The sequence below is a fragment of the Trinickia sp. genome (assembly GCF_051954495.1).
GTDB lineage: Bacteria > Pseudomonadota > Gammaproteobacteria > Burkholderiales > Burkholderiaceae > Trinickia.
Genome location: NZ_JBQCHR010000042.1, coordinates 1 through 20,471, shown reverse-complemented (window position 1 = coordinate 20,471; position 20,471 = coordinate 1). Strand labels below are relative to the sequence as shown.

Annotated in this window: 20 protein-coding genes and 1 riboswitch; of the genes, 9 read left to right on the top strand and 11 right to left on the bottom strand. The window is 65.1% G+C overall.

All coding sequences use genetic code 11. The annotated features are described in order from the left end of the window. Positions 1–3: 3 nt before the first annotated feature. On the bottom strand, positions 4–1,644 hold the full coding sequence (locus ACTHNR_RS07235) for an ABC transporter substrate-binding protein (protein WP_440546889.1): 1,641 nt from the start codon (positions 1,642–1,644) through the stop codon (positions 4–6). 252 nt (positions 1,645–1,896) lie between these two features. Here ACTHNR_RS07235 and ACTHNR_RS07230 point away from each other — a divergent pair, with 252 nt between their 5' ends. Beyond that, a complete protein-coding gene (locus ACTHNR_RS07230) occupies positions 1,897–2,796 on the top strand; it encodes a MurR/RpiR family transcriptional regulator (protein ID WP_440546888.1) in 900 nt (299 codons plus the stop codon). A gap of 124 nt (positions 2,797–2,920) precedes the next feature. Further along, positions 2,921–4,582 carry a gamma-glutamyltransferase gene (gene ggt / locus ACTHNR_RS07225; protein ID WP_440546896.1) on the top strand — a complete coding sequence of 554 codons (1,662 nt, stop codon included), beginning with the start codon at positions 2,921–2,923 and terminating at the stop codon, positions 4,580–4,582. Positions 4,583–4,602: 20 nt separating this feature from the next. Here ggt and metF read toward each other — a convergent pair whose 3' ends face one another. The 5 genes from metF to ACTHNR_RS07200 all read right to left on the bottom strand — a co-directional run bounded on the left by metF (position 4,603) and on the right by ACTHNR_RS07200 (position 8,832). Further along, positions 4,603–5,445: a methylenetetrahydrofolate reductase [NAD(P)H] gene (gene metF, locus ACTHNR_RS07220; RefSeq protein WP_440546887.1), complete on the bottom strand. Its 843-nt coding sequence runs from the start codon at positions 5,443–5,445 to the stop codon at positions 4,603–4,605. Between the two features lie 43 nt (positions 5,446–5,488). After that, a complete protein-coding gene (locus ACTHNR_RS07215) occupies positions 5,489–5,842 on the bottom strand; it encodes a phage holin family protein (RefSeq protein WP_440546886.1) in 354 nt (117 codons plus the stop codon). A 98-nt stretch (positions 5,843–5,940) separates the two neighbouring features. Beyond that, positions 5,941–7,362 carry an adenosylhomocysteinase gene (gene ahcY, locus ACTHNR_RS07210; RefSeq protein WP_440546885.1) on the bottom strand — a complete coding sequence of 474 codons (1,422 nt, stop codon included), beginning with the start codon at positions 7,360–7,362 and terminating at the stop codon, positions 5,941–5,943. A gap of 34 nt (positions 7,363–7,396) precedes the next feature. Further along, a riboswitch (S-adenosyl-L-homocysteine riboswitch) is annotated at positions 7,397–7,512 on the bottom strand. A 57-nt stretch (positions 7,513–7,569) separates the two neighbouring features. After that, positions 7,570–8,298 (bottom strand): LrgB family protein, encoded by a 729-nt coding sequence (locus ACTHNR_RS07205; RefSeq protein WP_440546884.1) that lies wholly within the window; start codon positions 8,296–8,298, stop codon positions 7,570–7,572. Between the two features lie 102 nt (positions 8,299–8,400). After that, positions 8,401–8,832 carry a CidA/LrgA family protein gene (locus tag ACTHNR_RS07200; protein ID WP_440546883.1) on the bottom strand — a complete coding sequence of 144 codons (432 nt, stop codon included), beginning with the start codon at positions 8,830–8,832 and terminating at the stop codon, positions 8,401–8,403. Positions 8,833–8,946: 114 nt separating this feature from the next. Between ACTHNR_RS07200 and ACTHNR_RS07195 the strand changes: the two genes are divergently transcribed. Continuing rightward, positions 8,947–9,891 carry a LysR substrate-binding domain-containing protein gene (locus tag ACTHNR_RS07195; protein WP_440546882.1) on the top strand — a complete coding sequence of 315 codons (945 nt, stop codon included), beginning with the start codon at positions 8,947–8,949 and terminating at the stop codon, positions 9,889–9,891. Here the strand turns inward: ACTHNR_RS07195 and ACTHNR_RS07190 are convergent. Continuing rightward, positions 9,846–11,510 (bottom strand): GMC family oxidoreductase, encoded by a 1,665-nt coding sequence (locus ACTHNR_RS07190; protein WP_440546881.1) that lies wholly within the window; start codon positions 11,508–11,510, stop codon positions 9,846–9,848. The two genes, ACTHNR_RS07195 and ACTHNR_RS07190, sit on opposite strands and share 46 nt — an antisense overlap. 315 nt (positions 11,511–11,825) lie before the next feature. On the opposite strand from ACTHNR_RS07190, the gene ACTHNR_RS07185 reads away from it, so the two are divergent. Continuing rightward, entirely contained in the window at positions 11,826–13,541 is a 1,716-nt protein-coding gene (locus ACTHNR_RS07185) for an isovaleryl-CoA dehydrogenase (protein WP_440546880.1), read from the top strand. Between the two features lie 101 nt (positions 13,542–13,642). Continuing rightward, the gene (locus ACTHNR_RS07180) at positions 13,643–15,061 is read left to right on the top strand and encodes a coniferyl aldehyde dehydrogenase (RefSeq protein ID WP_440546879.1); all 1,419 of its coding nucleotides are present in this window, start codon (positions 13,643–13,645) and stop codon (positions 15,059–15,061) included. 39 nt (positions 15,062–15,100) lie between these two features. Here the strand turns inward: ACTHNR_RS07180 and ACTHNR_RS07175 are convergent, their stop codons facing one another. After that, positions 15,101–16,138, bottom strand: coding sequence for a serine/threonine protein kinase (locus tag ACTHNR_RS07175; protein WP_440546878.1), 1,038 nt, complete (start codon positions 16,136–16,138; stop codon positions 15,101–15,103). Positions 16,139–16,207: 69 nt separating this feature from the next. Then, entirely contained in the window at positions 16,208–16,423 is a 216-nt protein-coding gene (locus ACTHNR_RS07170; RefSeq protein WP_440546877.1) for a hypothetical protein, read from the bottom strand. A gap of 399 nt (positions 16,424–16,822) precedes the next feature. On the opposite strand from ACTHNR_RS07170, the gene ACTHNR_RS07165 reads away from it, so the two are divergent. Together ACTHNR_RS07165 and ACTHNR_RS07160 are read left to right on the top strand one after the other, a co-directional pair. Beyond that, entirely contained in the window at positions 16,823–17,035 is a 213-nt protein-coding gene (locus ACTHNR_RS07165; protein WP_440546876.1) for a hypothetical protein, read from the top strand. A 235-nt stretch (positions 17,036–17,270) separates the two neighbouring features. Further along, positions 17,271–17,456 carry a hypothetical protein gene (locus ACTHNR_RS07160; RefSeq protein WP_440546875.1) on the top strand — a complete coding sequence of 62 codons (186 nt, stop codon included), beginning with the start codon at positions 17,271–17,273 and terminating at the stop codon, positions 17,454–17,456. A gap of 40 nt (positions 17,457–17,496) precedes the next feature. Here ACTHNR_RS07160 and mgrA read toward each other — a convergent pair whose 3' ends face one another. After that, entirely contained in the window at positions 17,497–18,540 is a 1,044-nt protein-coding gene (mgrA, locus tag ACTHNR_RS07155) for an L-glyceraldehyde 3-phosphate reductase (RefSeq protein WP_440546874.1), read from the bottom strand. 140 nt (positions 18,541–18,680) lie between these two features. Between mgrA and ACTHNR_RS07150 the strand changes: the two genes are divergently transcribed. Continuing rightward, complete coding sequence (locus ACTHNR_RS07150; RefSeq protein ID WP_440546873.1) at positions 18,681–18,890, top strand: DUF3185 family protein; 210 nt, start codon at positions 18,681–18,683, stop codon at positions 18,888–18,890. 52 nt (positions 18,891–18,942) lie between these two features. Here ACTHNR_RS07150 and ACTHNR_RS07145 read toward each other — a convergent pair whose 3' ends face one another. Continuing rightward, the gene (locus ACTHNR_RS07145; protein ID WP_440546872.1) at positions 18,943–19,704 is read right to left on the bottom strand and encodes a phytanoyl-CoA dioxygenase family protein; all 762 of its coding nucleotides are present in this window, start codon (positions 19,702–19,704) and stop codon (positions 18,943–18,945) included. A gap of 396 nt (positions 19,705–20,100) precedes the next feature. Between ACTHNR_RS07145 and ACTHNR_RS07140 the strand changes: the two genes are divergently transcribed. Then, positions 20,101–20,388, top strand: a complete 288-nt coding sequence (locus ACTHNR_RS07140; RefSeq protein WP_440546871.1) for a hypothetical protein — start codon at positions 20,101–20,103, stop codon at positions 20,386–20,388. Positions 20,389–20,471 lie beyond the last annotated feature (83 nt).

The window sequence follows — 20,471 nt, the reverse complement described above, 5'->3', positions numbered from 1 at the left end:
GCGTTACCGCAAGCCCACGCCCCAGAACTGCGTGGGCCCGAACGGATCGATCTTGAACCCGGTGACGTTCTTGCGCAGCGGCTGATACACCGTCGAATGGGCGATCGGCGTAAAAGGAACTTGCTGCTTGAAGATTTCCTGCGCCCGCGTATAGAGCTTCGTGCGCTCGGCGGCATCTGTCGTGCCGCGCGCCTTGACGATCAAATCGTCGAACGGCTTGTAGCACCACTTCGAAAAGTTGCTGCCGTTCACGGCCGAGCAGCCCAAAAGGACGCCCAGCCAGTTGTCGGGATCGCCGTTGTCGCCGGTGAAGCCGATGAGCATCGCATCGTGCTCCCCCGCGTGCGCCCGCTTCACATATTCGCCCCACTCGTAGGTCGTGATTTTTGCGCGCACGCCGATCTTCGCCCAGTCGGCCTGAATCATCTCGGCCATCAAGCGAGCGTTGGGGTTGTACGGGCGCTGCACGGGCATCGCCCACAGCGTGAGCTCGAAGCCGTCCGGGTAGCCCGCCTTGGCCAACAATGCCTTCGCCTGAGCCGGATCGTAAGGGGCATCCTTGAGCGACGCGTCGTACGACCACTGCGTGGGCGGCATCGGGTTGACGGCGGCTTGGCCCGCCCCTTGATAGACCGACTTGATGATCGCCGGCTTGTCGATCGCCATGTCGAGCGCACGGCGCACGTCGACGTTCGTCAGCGGCGCATGCGTCGTGTTGTAAGCAAGGAAGCCCAGATTGAACCCGACCTGATGCGGCACTTGCAGGTTAGGGTCGGCGGAAAGCGCCGCGATATCGGCTGGGCGCGGGTAGTTCATGATCTCGCACTCGTTGTCTTTCAGCTTCTGCTCGCGCACGGCCGGGTCGGGCGTGATTTGGAACACGAGCTTGCCCACGCGCACGACGCCGTCTTTCCAATAGTCTCGGTTGCCGTCGAAACGAATCGTCGCGTCCTTTTCGTAGCTGTGAAAGATGAACGGCCCGGTGCCGACCGGAAAGCGGTTCAGATCCGACGCCTTGCCGGCGCGCATCAGTTGCTCGGCATATTCGGCCGACAAAATCGAGGCGAACGGCATGGCGAGTTCGGACAAGAACGGCGCGCTCACGGTGTTCAACGTCATGCGCACCGTGTACGGATCGACTTTTTCGACTTTCGCGAGGTTCTTCGCGAGGCCCAGATCGTTGAAGTAGGGAAACACGGCCGGGTAGGCGAGACGCAAAGCGTTGTTGGGATCGCGCATGCGCTCGAACGTGAGCACGACGTCGTCGGCGTCGAATTCGCGCGTCGGCTTGAAATACGGCGTCGTATGAAATTTCACGCCGTGACGAAGGTGGAACGTGTAGACGCGCCCGTCATCCGAAATATCCCAAGACTGCGCGAGACCCGGCTCGATCTTGGTACCGCCGTGCTCGAATTCGACGAGCCGGTTGTAGACCGTATAGGCGGCGGCCGTGAATTCGACGCTCGTCGTGTACTGGGCGGGATCGAAGCCGGCGGGGCTCGCGTCGGAACAATAAACGAGCGTTTTCGCCGGCGTCTCGGCCGCTTGGGCGCTGCCTGCGGCCATGGCATACGCCGCGGCGCCAACAGCGGCGAGGATGAACGATGTCAAACGAACGGCGAAAAGCGGACGTCCTACCGGCATATGCGCTCCCTGAATGACTGGCCCAGCAAGCGTAGCACGGCGTCCAAGCCTGGCCGGCGCGGGCAATGTAACGTTTATCACGCCAAAAAACCGCCAATACGCGGTTACGCTCGAAGTCATAACGGGTAAACACCGATCAATCGCGGCATTGACGATGCATTTTGACTTGCTAGCATTCAAGCTACGTAATAGACATTACACGACGCGCTGCCAGCCGTTCGTGAAGTCGAAGCTTTCATCGAACGAGACATCGTGGCGCGCCCCTCCGTCAGAATCCTGCTCCAGCAGCGAGAAGAAACCTTTACGGCCGCCGAGCGGCGCGTCGTCGCCGTCCTTCGGGCCAACTACCCCAGCGCGGCGCTGACTTCCATTTCGCAGCTCGCCGGACAAGCGAACGTCAGCGACCCGACTGTCCACCGGCTCGTCGTGAAGCTCGGCTTCGAGGGCTATCCGGAGTTTCAGCGCGCGCTGCTCGACGAAGTCGACATGCGGATGAATTCGCCGCTCTCCAGATTGGAGTCGTGCGCCGACGAGCCGCACGCCGAAGACACGCAGCAAGCGATGCTCGGTTCGCTGACGCTCGCCATCGGAAAGACGGCCGAACAGGCGTCGCGCGAGGATTTCGAACTCGCCGTCTCGCTGCTCGCGGATACCAAGCGCACGGTGTTCAGTTGCGGGGGCCGCGCGAGCCGTTTCCTCGCCGCCTGGCTCGTCGTGCTGCTGAGCCAGCTGCGCCCGCACGCGCGTCACGTCGAACCCTCGCTCGAACATGGCTCGGAGGCGCTGGCCGACCTGGAGGCGGGCGACGTGCTCGTCGTCTACGACTACCGCCGCTACCAGGACAGCGTCGTTCAGTTCGCCCGCGCGGCGCACGAACTGGGCGCCCGCATCGTGTTGTTCACGGACGAGTGGCGCTCGCCTATCGCGCTGTTCGCCGACGCCGTGCTCGTCTCGCTCGTGCAAAGCGCCTCGCCGTTCGATACGAAGGTGCCGGCGCTCGCCCAGACCGAATCCATCGTCGCCGCGCTCGTGCATCGCCTACCGGCCGAGGCGACGACCCGATTGAAGCGCATCGAAGCATTGAGAGCCGGAGGCGTCACCGAGGACGCTCAACCGGCCGAACATTTCCCCCACCGACACAGGACCTCCTAGAGCGAACATGATGAACAAGACCTCTCCTCTCGCCGCCGCCCTTGCCGCGGCGTTCATCGTCGCGGGCGCCGCGCCCGGGGCAGCCGACGCCGCGTCGCGGCCCGCCGTCGAGGCGGCCAACGGCATGGTCGTCACCTCTCAGCACCTCGCCTCGCAAGTGGGCGTCGACATTCTGAAGATGGGCGGCAACGCGATCGACGCGGCCGTCGCCGTCGGCTACGCGCAGGCCGTCGTCAACCCGTGCTGCGGCAACATCGGCGGCGGCGGCTTCATGACGCTGCATCTCGCGGACGGCAAGGATACGTTCATCAATTTCCGCGAAACGGCTCCCGCGGCCGCCACCGCGGACATGTATCTCGATGCCCAGGGCAACGTCAAAAAAGGCGCGAGCCTGTTCGGCTATGGCGCCGTGGGCGTGCCCGGCACCGTGATGGGGCTCGACATGGCGGAGCGCAAATACGGCAAGCTCACGCGCGCGCAGGTCATGGCCCCGGCCATCCGCCTCGCCCGCCAAGGGTTCGTGCTCACGCGCGCGGACACCGACATTCTCGACACCACGGTCAAGCGCTTCAAGGAAGACCCGCACATCGCCAGCATCTTCCTGCGCAAAGACGGCACCCCGCTGCAACCGGGCGACCGTCTCGTGCAGAAGGAGTTGGCCAATACGCTCGAAGCCATCGCCAAGCACGGGCCCGACGCTTTCTACAAAGGCAAGATTCCCCAATCGATTGAAGCGGCCTCGAAAGCCGGCGGGGGTCTGCTAACCGCCGCGGACTTCGCGAACTATCGCGCCACCGAGATGACGCCCGTGACCTGCGACTACCACGGCTACACGTTCATCTCCGCCCCGCCGCCGAGTTCGGGCGGCACGACGATGTGCGAAATCCTGAATACGGTCGAAGGCTACGACCTGAAGGGCTTCGGCTGGCACTCGGCGCAGGCCGTGCATTACCTGTCGGAGGCGATGCGCCACGCTTACGCCGATCGCAACACCAAGCTCGGCGATCCGGCGTTCGTGAACAACCCGCTCGATCAACTGCTGAGCAAATCGTATGCGGCGCAGATCCGCGCCTCGATCAGTCCTGACAAAGCGACGCCGTCGATGTCCCTGGCCGACGCCGCTTCGCTGCCGGAGAAGAAGGAAACCACGCACTACTCGATCGTCGACAAAGAAGGCAACGCCGTTTCGACCACATACACGATCAATGGCCGCTTCGGCGCCGTCGTCATGGCCCCGGGAACAGGCTTCTTCCTCAACGACGAAATGGACGACTTCACCACGAAGGTCGGCGCGCAAAACATGTTCGGCCTCGTGCAGGGCCCGAACAATGCGATCGCTCCGGGCAAGCGGCCGTTGTCGTCGATGGCGCCGACGATCGTGACGAAGGACGGCAAGGTCTTTCTCGTGGTCGGCTCGCCGGGCGGCTCGCGCATCATCACGACGACGCTAGAAACCGCCATCGACATCATCGATTACGGCATGGAACCGCAGGAAGCCGTGGATGCCGCTCGCATTCACGAGCAGTGGCTGCCCGACGTCGTCTATTACGAGCCGTACGGGTTGTCCGCCGACACGCTGAAGATCCTGAAGGACGAAGGCTACAAGATGGTTCAGCAAACGCCGTGGGGGGCGACTGAATTGATCGAAGTAGGGTTGCCGGGCGTGGCGGCCGATGCGTCGCAGAGTTCGGGGAACGATGCGTCGGTGGGCGGCAAAGTGCGCGTGGGGTATTTCTACGGCGCGAACGACGAGCGTCGTCCGGCCGGGGAAGCGCTCGGTTACTGAGCCGCTTCCCGTTTTGCTTCTTAACCGCGGCGGCCGTAGCCCAGCCGCTCGCAGACAGCCTTGGTCGCCGTGGCCGCATTGAGCGTATAGAAATGCAGCCCCGGCGCCCCTTCCTTGACGAGCCGTTCGCAGAGCTGCGTGACGACGTCCAGCCCGAAGGCGCGGATCGCTTCCTTGTCGTCGCCGAAGCTCTCGAGGCGCTTGGCCACCCAGCGCGGCACTTCGGCGCCGCACATCTCCGAGAACCGCATCAGCTGAGAGTAGTTCGTGATCGGCATGATGCCCGGTACGATCGGCACGTCGACGCCGAGCTTGCGGGCGTCCTCGACGAAGCGAAAGTAGGCGTCGGCATTGAAGAAGTACTGCGTGATGGCCGCATTCGCGCCGGCTTTGACCTTGCGGGCGAAATTCTCGAGATCGTGCCGCGGCGAGCGTGCTTGCGGATGGTACTCGGGGTAGGCCGCGACTTCGATGCGAAACCAGTCGCCGTATTCGGCGCGAATGAACGACACGAGTTCGGACGCGTACCGCAATTCGCCGACTTCGCCCATGCCCGAAGGCAGATCGCCGCGCAACGCGACGATGTGGCGAATGCCGTGAGCGCGATAGCGCTCGAGAATGGCGCGCAGGCTTTCCTTCGACGAACCGATGCACGACAAGTGCGGCGCGGCCTCGAGCCCTTCCTTCGCCATGTCGAGCACCGTATCGAGCGTGCCTTGCTGCGTGGAACCGCCGGCGCCGAACGTGACCGAGACGAACTTGGGCCTGAGCAGCCCCAATTGCGCGCGCGTCGCGCGCAGCTTTTCGACGCCCTCGGGCGTCTTCGGCGGGAAAAATTCGAATGAGATTTCGATGGGATTCATGGTCCGCTCGATGCGGTAAATGCTTGACGATGCCGGCACGCGATCAGCCGAAGCTGCGATTGCCGAAGATCAGCGCCGACAGCAGCCACGACACGATGCTGTACAAGATCGAACCGAAGAACGCCGACCAGAATCCCGATACCTCGAAGCCCTTCAGCAGCGAAGCCGCCAGCCAGAAGCACAACGCGTTGACGACGAGGATGAACACCCCGAGCGTGACGATCGTGACGGGTAGCGTGAGCAGAATCAGCACGGGCCGCAGGACCGCGTTGATGAGCCCGAGCACGAGCGCGATGATGAGCGCGGTGCCGAAGCTGCGAATGTGAATCGACGGCACGAGGTAGGTGATGATGAGCAGTGCGAGCGCGTTGATCACCCAGGTCAGCAGCACGGTCATGGCAATTCCTTCGGCGTGGTGGTCGGTTGTGGTCGGTTGTGGTCGCTCAGTACCGTCGCGGCGACGAACAGGCGGGCGCCGCGACGGTTCGATGCCGATCAATAGCGATAGTGATTCGGCTTGAACGGCCCCGTCTTCTCGACGCCGATGTAGCTCGCCTGCGCGTCCGACAACACGGTCAGATTCGCGCCGATGCGCGCGAGGTGCAAACGCGCGACCTTTTCGTCGAGATGCTTAGGCAGCACGTACACCTTGTTCTCGTACTCGCCGCCGCGCGTGAACAGCTCGATTTGCGCGAGCGTCTGGTTGGCGAACGAGTTCGACATGACGAACGAGGGGTGGCCCGTGGCGCAGCCGAGATTCACGAGGCGGCCTTCAGCCAGCAAGATCACGCGCTTGCCGTCGGGGAAGATGATGTGGTCGACCTGGGGCTTGATGTTTTCCCACGTGTACTGGCGCGTCGAGGCGACGTCGATTTCGGAATCGAAGTGACCGATGTTGCAGACGATCGCGTTGTGGCGCATCGCCTTCATATGATCGTGGTTGATCACGTGGTAGTTGCCCGTGGCCGTCACGAAGATGTCGGCCTTGTCGGCCGCGTATTCCATCGTCACGACGCGGTAGCCTTCCATCGCGGCTTGCAGCGCGCAGATCGGATCGATTTCGGTGACCCACACCGTCGCGCCGAGCCCGCGCAGCGATTGCGCGCAGCCCTTGCCCACGTCGCCGTAGCCGGCCACGACCGCGACCTTGCCCGCGATCATGACGTCGGTCGCGCGCTTGATGCCGTCGACGAGCGACTCGCGGCAGCCGTACAGATTGTCGAACTTCGATTTCGTGACCGAATCGTTGACGTTGATGGCCGGGAACGGCAGGCGGCCGTCCTTTTCCATTTGATAAAGGCGGTGCACGCCCGTGGTCGTTTCCTCGGTCACGCCCTTCACCTGCGCGAGACGCTTCGAATACCAGGTCGGGTCGATCCCGAGATGACGTTCGATCGACTTGAACAGCGCGACTTCTTCTTCGTTCGTCGGCTTGGCGATGACCGAGCGATCCTTTTCGGCTTTCGAGCCGAGGATCAGGAGCAGCGTCGCATCGCCGCCGTCATCGAGAATCATGTTGGCGAACTCGCCGTTCGGCCATTCGAAAATGCGGTGCGAAAATTCCCAGTATTCGTCGAGCGATTCGCCCTTGAACGCGAATACCGGCGTGCCCTTCTTGGCAATGGCGGCCGCGGCGTGATCTTGCGTGGAAAAGATGTTGCACGAGGCCCAGCGCACTTCGGCGCCGAGCGCTTGGAGCGTCTCGATCAGCACGCCCGTTTGGATCGTCATGTGCAGCGAGCCCGCGATGCGCGCGCCCTTGAGCGGCTGCGCGGCCTTGTATTCTTCGCGGATTTGCATGAGACCGGGCATTTCGGTCTCGGCGATCGTCAGTTCCTTGCGGCCCCAATCGGCCAGCGACAGGTCGGCGACGACGAAATCTTGGTTTTGCTTCGAATCGATAACTGCGGCGTTCATCACGCCCTCCTTTTCTAATGAGTTCTAGAAAAAATAGACGTGAGCGCCGTTCGATGGAGCCGGCACGCCCGCGCGATGAGCCGCGGCGGCATGCAGTCCAATTGAATTCCGAGCCTGGCGGGTGACCCCGTCGCAACGCTCCTCGGAAGTGGGGGGCATTGTAGCATCAATGCGCATGACGGCGAGGGGGACGGAAGCCGGGCCGATTTACCCGAATACCGAGCCCAGCAGCGGCGCGAGCAGCACCATGACGACGCCTGCGATCATCATCGTGAGACTCGCGACGACGCCTTCTTCGCTGCCGAGCTCGCGGGCCTTGACCGTCCCCACGCCATGCGCGGCCGCCCCGAACATCGCGCCGCGCGCCAGCCGGCTGCGCAACGGCAGAATCGCGAGGACGAGCTCGCCGAGCAGCATGCCGCATACGCCTGTGGCGATGACGAACAACGCCGTCAATTGCTTCGGCGCGTGAATCTGGTCGGATACGGCCAACGCGAAAGGCGTGGATACCGAACGCGTCATGAGGCTGCGCGCGACATCGGGCGCGAGGTGCAACAGCTTGGCCAGCGCGAGCGATCCGGCGACGGCCACGACGATGCCGACCGTCACGCCGGCTGCGAGCGAAATCCAATGCCGCCGCATCAAATCCCGGTACTCGTAGATCGGCACGGCGAACGCCACGGTGGCGGGCCCGAGCAGCCACATCAGCCAACGGGTATCGGCGAAGTAGACGGAATAGGGAATGTGCATGGCGAGCACCACCGCCGCCAGCATCGCGGGCACGATCACGAGCGGGGTCAGCCACGGCCGCCTGAAACGCGCGTATAGGCGCTTGCCGAGCGCATAGAAGACGATCGTCAGGACGAAGCAGGCTGCGGCCACGAATTGCGGTCGAGCTTCGGCCAAGGACCCTGACAACACTGACGAAATCGACATCGACACACCCTCGTTAAGACACCGGCGGCCGCACGAAGCGGCCCGCTCTCACCTTTCGCACCCTTCGCATCGCGGAACGCATCGACCGTGTGCCCATCGCCCTTATCGCACCGGGACGAAGCGCGCTGCGCGTGCGCGCCGCGTAGCAAGGACGCGCTCGAACCGCGCGGCCTGATCGACGGTGAATGCGACCGCAACCATCACCATCAACGTCCCGCCCACGACGACGAGCGCAAGACGCCATCCGTCGGACTTGAACAAGCCGCCGTACTGAACGACGGCGACGGCCGCCGGAACGAAGAACAGCAACATGTCCGAGAGCAGCCAGTCGGCCCCCGCCTTGACCCAGCGCGGTGCGACGCCGCCCGTCAGAAGCAGGACGAGCAATGCCGCGAGCCCGATTACGCTGCCCGGCACGGGCAGATCCAGATGGCGCGCCGCGAAGTCGGCCGCGAACCACAGCGCGGCCAACAACGCGCTTTGCCCCGCGATGCGGGCCAGCGCGCCCACGTGTTCGATCGCCTTCGTCGTCATGGCAAAACTCCCTATTGACTTCATGACCAAATTGTAAGAGTCACGATCTCATAAATAAAATGACTTAAACTCATCTCCGGCATTCCAATTTGGAACTAGAGGAGAAGAGCCGCCATGGAGCTACGCGCGCTGCGCTATTTCGTCGAAGTCGTCCGCCAGCAAAGCTTCACGTTGGCCGCCGAGCGCATGTTCGTCACGCAGCCCACCATCAGCAAGATGGTCAAAGCGCTCGAGGAAGAGATCGGTGCGCCGCTGCTGCTGCGCGACGGCCGCCAGATGGTGCTGACCGACGAGGGGCGCATCGTCTTTCAGCGCGGGCAGGATGTCCTGGCCGCGTACGCCCAGCTCCAAGCGGAATTGGACGATGTCGGCACGCTCGGTCGGGGCGTGTTGACGATCGGCATCCCGCCGATGGGCGGCTCGCTGTTCACGCCGGTGATCGCGGCGTTCCGGCGCCGCTATCCGAAGGTTGAGCTCAAACTGTTCGAGCAAGGCTCGCGGGCGATCGAAGCCGCGCTCGTAGCCGGGGAATTGGAATTCGGCGGCGTGCTGTTGCCTGTCGATGCGCAGATGTTCGACGTGCTGCCGATGTCGCTTCAATTGCTGTGGGTCGTCGCGCGCCACGGCTCGCGGTTCGACGCGCTCGACGCCGTGCGCCTGGCCGATCTCGCCTCCGAGCCGTTCGTGTTTTACGGCGAGAGCCTGGCGCTGAACGACGTCGTCACGCGCGCATGCCGCGACGCGGGTTTTGCGCCGCAGATCGTTTCGCGCAGCAGTCATTGGGATTTCATGGCCGCGCTCGTGCACTCGGGTGTCGGCATCGCGCTGCTTCCCGCGCCGTACTGCCGGCGGCTCGATCCGGCGCACTTCACCTGCCGGCCCCTGGTCGAGCCCGAAATCCGCTGGGAAATGGCGATTGCCTGGCGCAAAAGCGGCTATCTCTCTCACGCCGCCCGCGCTTGGCTGGAGGTGGCGCGAGAGACGCTGCCCGGGCAGCCGGGCGACGACTTCGTCTACACGCGCTCGGACAACGCGAGCGACGTGTCGGGCGAGCCCTGACCCACGGCAAGCGACGGTGCGATGAAATCGGCGGCGCGCTCCGCGATCATGACCGTCGGCGCGTTGGTATTGCCGCCGATCAACGTCGGCATCACCGAGGCATCGACCACACGCAGGCCCGCGACGCCGCGCACGCGCAGTTCCGTATCGACGACGGCGCGCACGTCGCCGCCCATGCGACAGGTGCCGACCGGGTGGTAGATCGTGTCGGCGTGACGCGCAATGACTTCTCGCAGTTGATCGTCGCTCGCGTGCGGCGGCACGTACATCGTACGGCCGCCGGAATCGGCCAGCGACGGCGCCGCAGCGATCCGCTGCGCAATGCGCACGCCCGCGAGCAGGGTGTCGGCGTCATATGGGTCGGATAAGAACCGCGGATCGATACGCGGCGCCACGCGCGCATCGGCACTTACCAAGGAAACGACACCGCGGCTCTTGGGCCGCAGCACGCAAACGTGGATCGAGTAGCCATGGCCCCAATGCAGCTTTCGGCTGTGGTCGTCGACGAGCGCGGCGCAAAAATGCAATTGCAGATCGGGACGGTCGAGCGACGGGTCGGTTTTGACGAAACCGCCGGCCTCGGCGACATTGCTCGACCACATGCCGTCCCCTGTGCGCAGATAGGCGGGCAGTTGCGCGGCCAGCTTGGCGAAGCCCCGTAGCGAATAGCCGACGGGCTCGGTCGACGCGACGCGCACGTTCAGCGTGAAGTCGACATGATCGATGAGATTGGCGCCTACGTTCGGCGCCTCGTGCACGATCGGGATGCCGAACGCGCGCAGCGTTTCGCGCGGGCCGATGCCCGAGCACATCAGCAATTGCGGCGAGCCGAACGCGCCCGCCGCGAGAATCACTTCGGCACGTGCGGTCAGCGCCGCAATCCGGCCCGCACGCATGATCTCGATGCCGGTCGCACGACGTTCCCCGTTGAACAGCACGCGCAGCGCGCACGCGCCGACGATCAAGTCGACGTTCGCGGGCGGGCCGGCGGATTCGCCGCGGCGCTCATAGAGGTAAGCGCGCGCCACGCTGCAGCGCCGCCCATCGCGCTGGGTGACTTGATAAAAGCCGACGCCCTCTTGTTCCTCACCGTTGAAATCGTCGTTCGCGCGGAAGCCGGCCTCCATTGCGGCGGCCACGAAGCGCGCCGAGAAGGGATTGCGAAAGCGCAAGTCGGAGACGGTGAGCGGCCCGCCCGCCCCGTGCCATTCGTTTTCGCCGCGCGCGTTGTCTTCTGAACGAAGAAAGTACGGCAATACGTCCGCCCAACGCCATCCCGTGCAGCCCAGATCGCCCCATTCGTCGTAATCGAGCCGGTGGCCGCGTGTGTAGACCATCGCGTTGATCGCGCTCGATCCGCCGAGCCCTCGCCCGCGCGGCTGGTAGCCGCGGCGGCCCGCCAAACCGGGCTGCGGCGCCGTGCGATAGCCGTAATTCGTCCGCAGTTTGAACGGCACGAGCGCAGCAAGGCCAAGCGGCGTATTGACGAGCCAGTTGCGCGCCGTATGGGGCCCGGCTTCGATCAGCGCGATCGTCGCATCGGGACGCCGCTGCGCAAGCCGCGCCGCGAGCGCGGCGCCGCCCGAACCGCCGCCGACGATGATGTAGTCGTATTGCATCCGCTCCTCCTGTGCGCGCCGGCCTGGCGAGCGCGCGGCCAATTCGGCGACTGCGGCCGATGTCGGCTCTTATCGTGCATTCGCGCATTGTAGAAGGGTGGCGGCCGGCGCCGCATGCCCATGGGAGAGCGATTCCTCTAAACGGCAGGGCCCGCGCGAATCTATTATTGAAGGCAGCGCGCATGCGCGCGCGGCCTTTGCCTGCGCGGTTCAAACGCCGATGCCGCGCGTACCGCCTGCCCCACGCGGCTTGCGCCCCGGTATCGAACGAATCGCCGCACGAAACGGCCGCCGTATCCCACAGGAGACACGCTCATGCTGGAACCGCAGGCCCCGCCGGCCACGCACGAAGTCACGAACCAAGTGCCCCCGCTCGAGCATTACAACCTCTTCGAAAGCGACCCGACATTGACGGCGGCCGTCGAACGCGAAGAGGCTCGATGGCATGCATCGGCGCTCGCGCGCGACGGCGCCATGCTCGGCACACCCGACATCATCGCGCTCGCGGGGCTGGCGAACCGGCATGCGCCGGAGCTGTTCACGTTCAGCCCGCGTGGCGAGCGCATCGATACGCTCGAATTTCATCCGAGCTGGCATCGGCTGCTCGCGCTGTTGCGCCAAGAAGGGCTTCACGCGCTGCCGTTCGACACCCCGCGCGCCGGGGCCATGGCCGCGCGGTGCGCCGGCTACTTTCTTCACGCTCAACTCGAATCGGGCTCGCTGTGTCCGCTGACGATGACCTTCGCGAGCATCCCTGTATTGCGGCGTGAGACGGCGCTGTTCGCCCAGATCGCGGACAAACTCTATTCCCGCGAACACGACTCGAGCGACGCGCCGCTGCCGGCCAAGCGCTCGATGATGATCGGCATGGGCATGACCGAAAAGCAAGGCGGCTCGGATGTGCGCACGAATCAAACGCGCGCGGCGCCGCTGGGCGCGCAGTCTGGGCGCGCCGGCGAATACCGGCTAGTCGGCCATAAATGGTTCTTCTCCGCGCCGCAATGCGACGCTCACCTCGTGCTCGCGCGCACGAGCGCCGATGCGCCGCTGTCGTGCTTCTACGTCCCGCGCTACACGCCGGACGGCGTGCGTAACGCCATTCGCGTCCAGCGCCTCAAAGACAAGCTCGGCAATCGCTCGAACGCGAGCAGCGAGGTCGAATTCGCCGACGCCTACGGCATCATGATCGGCGACGAAGGCCGCGGCGTGCCGACCATCATCGAGATGGCGAACTACACGCGGCTGGACTGCGTGATCGGCAGCGCCGCGCTCATGCGCGCGGCGCTCGTGCAGGCGATTCACCATGCACGCCACCGCGTCGCCTTCTCGCGGCCGCTCGTCGATCAACCGCTCATGCGCAACGTGCTGGCCGACCTAGCGCTGGAAACCGAAGCGGCGACGGTACTGTTCATGCGCCTCGCGCGCGCGTTCGACGCGCGCCTCGCGGCCGAACGGGAAGGCGGCGCTGAAAGCGATGAGGAGCGCGCTTGGCGCCGCATCGTCACGCCGGCAGCCAAGTTCTGGATCTGCAAGCGCGCGCTGGCGTTCACCGGCGAGGCGATGGAAGTGTGGGGCGGCAACGGGTATGTCGAAGAAGGTCCCATGGCGCGCTTCTATCGCGAAGCGCCCGTCAATTCGATCTGGGAGGGCTCGGGCAATGTCATGTGTCTCGACGTGCTACGCGCCATCGAGCGGGACCCGCAAGGCGCCCACGCACTCGTTGCGAAGTGGCGCGCCGATGCGCAAGCAAGCCCCCCGCTTGGTCGTGCGCTCGACGCGCTCGAGGCCACCCTCGCCTCCCCGCCCGAAGTGCGCGAGGCGCTCGCCCGCAGGCTCGCGCAGCAGCTCGTGCTGTGCGCCCAGGCCGCGTTGATGCTGCGCACCGCCCCCGCCGACCACGCGCAAGCGTTCATCGCGACGCGCCTGACGGACGCGGACGCGGGCGCCGGGCTCGCCAGCGGCCGCGTCTACGGCACGCTGCCCACTTCCTTCGATCACGCCGCCATCATCGCGCGCGCATTCGACGCTTGAGAGAAGCGGCCGGGCGACTCGTATCGCCCGCCGCCACCGCACTGGCCGCACCGTGCGGGACGAAACACGCGCCCACACGAGGCCTAGAGGAGAAAACCCGCATGAAGAACGATTTGCCCGGCGCGAGCGCGCTCGAAGAGGTGCTGCTGGCGCAACGCGAGGCGTATTCGCGCGAGCCGTACCCGTCGTGGGAAAAACGCGCGGGGCATTTGCGCGCGCTGCGAACGATGTTGCTCGATCATGCGGACGCGCTGGCCGATGCGCTCGACGCCGATTTCGGCCGGCGGTCGAAAGCCGAGCTGCTGCTCTCCGAGCTCTGGCTCGTCAAAAGCGAGATCGATTCGGCGCTCAGGCACGGCAAGCGCTGGATGCGCCCGCGTCGGCGCGCGACCGGGATCTGGCTGCGCCCCGCCACGGCGAAGGTCATACCGCAGCCGCTCGGCGTCGTCGGCATCGTCGCGCCTTGGAATTATCCGATTCTGCTGGCCGTCGGCCCGCTCATCGGCGCGCTCGCGGCTGGCAACCGCGCCATGATCAAGATGTCCGAACTCACCCCGCGCACGGGCGAGCTGTTTGCGCAGTTGATCGGCCGTACGTTCGCCCAAGAGCAAGCGGCCGTCGTCAATGGCGACGCCTCGGTCGGCGCGGCCTTTTGCGCGCTGCCGTTCGATCATCTGATCTTTACCGGGTCCACGCGCGTCGGCAGGGAAGTCATGCGCGCGGCGGCGGCCAACCTGACGCCGGTCACACTCGAGCTCGGCGGGAAATCGCCGGCCATCGTCGGGCCGCATGCTCGCTTTGAAACGGCAGTCGACAGCATCATGGCGGGCAAAACGCTCAACGCAGGCCAAACCTGCATCGCACCCGACTATGTCCTCGTTCCACGCGGCCAGGAGCAAGCTTTCGTCGAACGCGCGCGTGCCTGCATGGCGCGGCTGTATCCCGACTTCACGCGCAATCGCGACTACACGACGATCGTATCGGATCGTCATTTCGCGCGGATGCGCTCGCTCGCCGATGAGGCCGCCTCGCTCGGCGCCACCGTTCATCCGTTGAGCGATGCGCAGCCCGACGCATCGAGCCGGCAGTTCCCGCCCTGCGCGGTGACGAACGCCCCCGAGCATTCGGCCCTGATGCATGAGGAGATCTTCGGGCCGCTGCTGCCGATCGTCCCTTACGACACGATCGACGACGCCATACGATATGTGAACGCCCGCCCGAGGCCGCTCGCGCTCTATCTCTTCGACAACGAGCGCGTCACCGTCGAGCGCGTGCTCCACGAGACCGTGTCAGGCGGCGTAGCCGTCAATGAGACGCTGCTGCAGATCGCCTGCGAAGGCCTGCCTTTCGGGGGTGTCGGAGCGAGCGGCATCGGGGCCTATCACGGTTATGACGGCTTCAAGACGTTCTCGAAGATGAAGCCCGTGCTCTTTCAGCCGCGTCTCAATGCACGCCCGCTGCTGCTGCCGCCGTACGGACGGCGCTTTCACGCCGTCATGCGGCTCATGTTCCGGTTCTGACCTTCGGCGCACCGTCCTTGCGGCGCGCTCGAGCGTGGGCTACACGGGCCACAACGGCCCTTCTTGCATCGCGCCGATTTGCTCGCGCAACTCCAGCACGCGCGCTTCCCAGTATCGTTGCGTATTGAACCAGGGAAACGCAGCCGGGAACGCGGGATCGTCCCAGCGCCGCGCAAGCCAAGCCGCGTAGTGAATCAATCGCAGCGTGCGCAAAGCCTCGATCAAGTGCAGCTCGCGCGGCTCGAATTCGCAGAAATCCTCATAGCCGGCAAGCAAGTCGGTCAATGCGCGCGATGCGTCGGCGCGGCCGCCTGGGAGCAGCAGCCACAGATCCTGAATGGCCGGCCCCATACGGCTGTCGTCGAAATCGACGAAATGCGGCCCGGCATCGGTCCACAGCACATTGCTCGCATGGCAATCGCCGTGCAGCCGCAAGCGAGCGACGTCGCCGGCGGCCTCGAATGCACGCTCGACGCCTTCCAGCGCGAGCTTCGCCGCCGCTTCATACGATGCGTGCAATTCGGGCGGAATGAACGCGCGCGTCAGCAAGAATTCGCGGGGCTCATAGCCGAAGGTTGCAATGTCGAGCGTAGGTCGCGCCACGTACGGTTTGCGCTTGCCTACCGCGTGGATGCGGCCGATGAAGCGCCCCATCCATTCGAGCGTGTCGCGCCGGTCGAGTTCGGGCGCCCGCCCGCCGCGCCGCTCGAACACGGCGAAGCGAAAGCCATCGAATGCGTGCAGCGTGCGACCCTCGATCAAGCGCGCCGCGACAGCGGGGATCTCGGCCTGCACGAGTTCCTCGACGAACGCATGTTCCTCGAGAATCGCTTCGTCGGACCAGCGCTCGGGGCGATAGAACTTCGCGACGACGGGCGGGCCGTCCTCGACGCCGACCTGGTAGACGCGGTTTTCGTAGCTGTTGAGCGGCAATAGACGCCCGTCGGTGCGCACGCCGGTCGCGGCCAGCACGCTGTCGAGCGCGTCGAGCACGCATTCCGGCGTCAGCCGGGTGAAGGGATGCGCAGCCGCATCGGCGCGCACGTCGGGGGAATCGGGGGAGAAAGGCTCGTTCATGCCGGCATTGTGCCCCATCGGCGCACGGCCCGGCTTCCGAGCGCCGTCAAATCACGCCGAAGCGACGTGTCAGTGCACGAGAGAGCCGGCCGGACGCGCGACGAGGTCGCCCGTATCGATCAGATCTTCGAGAAAGAACGGCTCGGTGTTCAATTGCAGCGACGCACCGGGCTCCCCGGCGTACCAGACGACCATCGCCATATCGCCGAGTATGCGCATGACGATCCCGCGCGCGCCCGAAGGCACGGCCATATGCACGGACCTGACGATCGAACCGACTTGCATGATGTATTCCCCCCAGGGTATTGAGTATTGCCTCGATTGTTCACGCAATGCGCCATCGAGAAAAGCTGAATGTGACGACCTATTGGGCGCTATTTCCCACGATCATCCTTACAACATACTGACTAACGACGCATCGCGCGCAATCCAACGCGCCACGCGCAGCCTTGCCCGCCGCGCCGCCCAAGCCGCGAAACCGCCCCTCGGCGCACCTCGCGGCGGCATGGGCGCGCGAGCGCTATAGTCCAAGCATAGCGCGCACCGGGCAAACTGGTCCGCTGCGATGCAGCATGCGCGAACTGCAAGCCGTATGCGCACCGTGCCTACGGCATGCCGCTTGCGGACCGCTCAAGCCTGCGTGCACGCCGGCAGGCGTCGCGGCAGTACCGAGGAGATCGAACGATGAACCCATTTTCGCAACGTTGCACGTCCGGTGAGCGTGCGCAGCGGCATGCGCGCGACTCGATCGAGCGATGCGCGGCCAGCATCGCGCTCGTGCTGATGCTCGGGGCGTGCGCCCCGCACGGGCCCGACTACGTCAAGCCCAGCGCCACGACGGCGTATCGCACGCCTGCGCCCAGCGGCTCACCGCCGCCGCAGGCGCCGCAACCCTGACGCACATTCGGGATTATGCGACCGACGAAAGACCGTCCCTGGAACGCGGCCCGCGAACGTATCGGGGAGCGAGACCTCGCCTAGCGCTTCGCCGGCTATGCGACGTTCTCGCCGCGCTTCGGCGAACACGCAAAGGCGAAGTATCCTCATCGGAATCGCGCACGTTTCCTATACTCGATTGACGCGTGCGCACGCTTGCAGCGCTGCGCCGTAGTGAAAACGGGAGGAGACGAGCATGACAACGACGTTCACTATCAGCGATTTCATCCTGATCATTCCGATGGCGCTCGCCGGCGCGCTGTTCCTCGGCGCGCTGCCCACCTCATCTCGTTCCCTGCACAACGTTCTTCGCGTGCTCGGGGCGCTGATCGGCGTCGTCTTCGCGGTCGTGCTCGTGGAAGGGCTGCCGGCGCTGATGTAGCGTCCGGCGCAAGGCCGTGCTTGCGCCGAACCCGCGTGCCTCAGATACGCTGATCAGTGGAGGGCTTCTCCCAGAGATTGATGCCGCCCTCGGTCGCGTAGCGGTCGATTTCGGCAATCTCCTCGTTCGAAAACGCGAGGTTCGCCAGCGCGCCGACGTTCTCGCGCACTTGCTCGGCCCGGCTCGCGCCGATGAGCGCCGACGTGACGCGCGCATCGCGCAGCACCCACGCGAGGGCCATTTGCGCGAGACTCTGCCCGCGCCGCTGCGCGATCGCGTCGAGCTTTCGCACGTGTTCGATGTTTTCCGGGCTGAGGTGGCTTTGATTGAGCGAACCGCCGCCGGGCTTGTTGATGCGTGCGTCGGCCGGCACCCCGTTCAGATATTTCGACGTGAGAAGCCCCTGCGCGAGCGGCGTGAACGCAATGCAGCCCGCGCCCACTTCACCGAGTGCATCGAGCAGTTCGCCCTCGATCCAGCGGTTGAGCATGTTGTACGAAGGCTGATGGATCAAGAGCGGCACCTTGTGCTCGCGCAGCAACGACACCATCTCGCGCGTCTTCGCGGCCGAATACGAAGAAATGCCGACGTAGAGCGCTTTGCCCTGATGCACCGCGCTCGCCAGCGCGGCCGCCGTCTCCTCGAGCGGCGTATCGGCGTCGAACCGGTGCGAATAGAAGATATCGACATAGTCGAGACCCATGCGCCGCAAGCTCTGATCGAGGCTCGCCAGGACGTATTTGCGCGAGCCGCCGCCTTGACCGTACGGGCCAGGCCACATGTCCCAGCCGGCCTTGGTCGAGATCAACAGCTCGTCCCGATAGGGCCGAAAGTCGTCCTTGAACAGCCGGCCGAAATTGGTTTCGGCGCTGCCGTAGGGCGGCCCGTAGTTGTTCGCCAGATCGAAGTGGGTAATGCCCAGATCGAAGGCGGTGCGCAGGATGTCGCGCTGCGTCGAAAGGGGCGTCGTATCCCCGAAGTTATGCCACAAGCCGATCGACAGCGCGGGCAGCTTGAGCCCCGAACGGCCGCACGTGCGGTATTGCATGTCGGAGTAGCGATTGGATGCTGCTTCGTAGGCCATGAGGATCCTCGATGAGTACAAATACGGCGTTTAGGGCGCTCGCCCGCGCTGCCGCGCGGCAACGACGGGTGCGAACCGATGGACACTGGCGCGGCAAGTTCCTACACTGCCGCGTGCTCGAACCCTCGATCGGAGAGTCCATGATCAAAGCAATTTCCGCGGCGTTGATCGCCGGCGGCGTCGTGCTGCTGTATTTCGGCGGCCAGTCGTACCACTCGTTCGTCAACGACATGTCGCGCGCATTCACCGGCGCGCCCACGAACAAGACCATTTGGCTCATCGCGGGCGGCGTCGTCGCAACGCTGGCCGGCATCGTCGGTTTGACGGTGTCCTCCGCCGGCAAACGCTGAGCGGCGGCGCGACGAGCGCATGGCGAGTGCTCGACTCACCGCTCGCCCCCGCTCAAAGCGCCACTTCGGGTTTGGACGCCGAGCGCGTGCCCGGCAAGGGCACGTTGCTCGCGCCGTGATACGTAAACACGAGCGAAAACTTGACGTCGTCCGTCACGTTCTTCCCCGCCGAGTGCAGCGTGTTGCAATGAAAGAAGACGACATCGCCGGCCTCGAGTTCCGGCGAAACGGCCGTGCGGATCAACGCCTCGTTTTCGGGCATGTCCGCGCGGAAAAACTTCTGCCCGTCGAATCGATCCGACGTAAACGTCATCGTATGGGATCCGGGCACGAACCACAGTCCGCCGTTGTCGACCGTTTCCTTGCCGAGCGCGAGCCAGCTCGACACCAGATCGTCGCGCTCGAACGACCAGTAGCGCGCATCGCGGTGCCAGCCGGTCAAACTTCCGTAGGCGGGATGTTTCGTCATCATGCAGTTGTGATGCGCACGCGAGAGCCGCGCCGGCTCACCGAAATACAGCTCCATCCAACCCCGGATCTCGGGCGCCGTCGCCCATTGCCCGAACAGCGCATGGCGCGCATACGCATCGAGCAAGCGCCGCACCGTGTGTCCCCCCGGAGCATGCTTGGATTCCGGCGCGCCCGGATAGCGCAAGTCCGCCTCGTATTCCAGCGGCTGCTCCGCTTCGCCTAATTGCTGCAAAGCAACAGCTTTAAGCGCCGCGCAGCGCTCGGGCGACACCAATCCCTTCACGACGACGAAGCCGTACTCGCGCAGGACTTGCACTTGTTCTTTTTTCGATTGTGCTGACATGAAACCTTCCTTGCTGAAGCGCCGCACCGAGCGGAAACGTTTTATTTTACGGCGGTCGAGTTCGGTGCGTCGCTGCACCGAACTCGATCAGGGGTCCGCACGACTTACACGCGTCACGATTCGCGTGTAGGCTGCCTCGCATGTCGATTCTGCTTACCGGCCGCTTGCAGTCGCGCTTCACGTGGCGCGCCGTTGCCCTACCTACCGCTTTCGCTGTCGCCGCGCCTGTTGCCTCGCGCCCGCCTAGCACCCGCTGGCACGCTTGCTGCATCGACGTGGCCGCCCCGCTCTCGCCGCGGGGCCGATCAACGCTTTCCCCTCGCCATGCATAAACGTCTCGCCTCTCGCCATAATCGTACGACGCTCAGTCCCGCTCGCTCAGTCGGACGGACGTCGATGCGCGCACTGCGGCACCATGCCGCGCGCGCCCGTCTGTCGCCGCGTCACGCGCCGCCGGTCTCGGGCGCCGAAAGCGGCGGCCTGCTGCGCACTTGGCTGCACGCGGTCGTCGCGGCGCTGCGCACGGGCACGCGCGCCCGGCGTCTGCTGCTCGGTAGGCTCTTGCGCCGCACGACGGCTCGGCGCGCGGCGCTCGAACGCGCCAAACGCGCCGTTCCCGCCGGCAATCGCCGGCCGCGCAGGCTTTCGGCCAGCGCGGGATGGTTCGCCTTCGCGGCTCGCTAGGCTCGCCAGGTTCGCTGGACGGCATCCGCACCGGTCTTCGCGGCACGCGCCATCGTCAGGCGGCGAGCGTAAAATCGAATCGT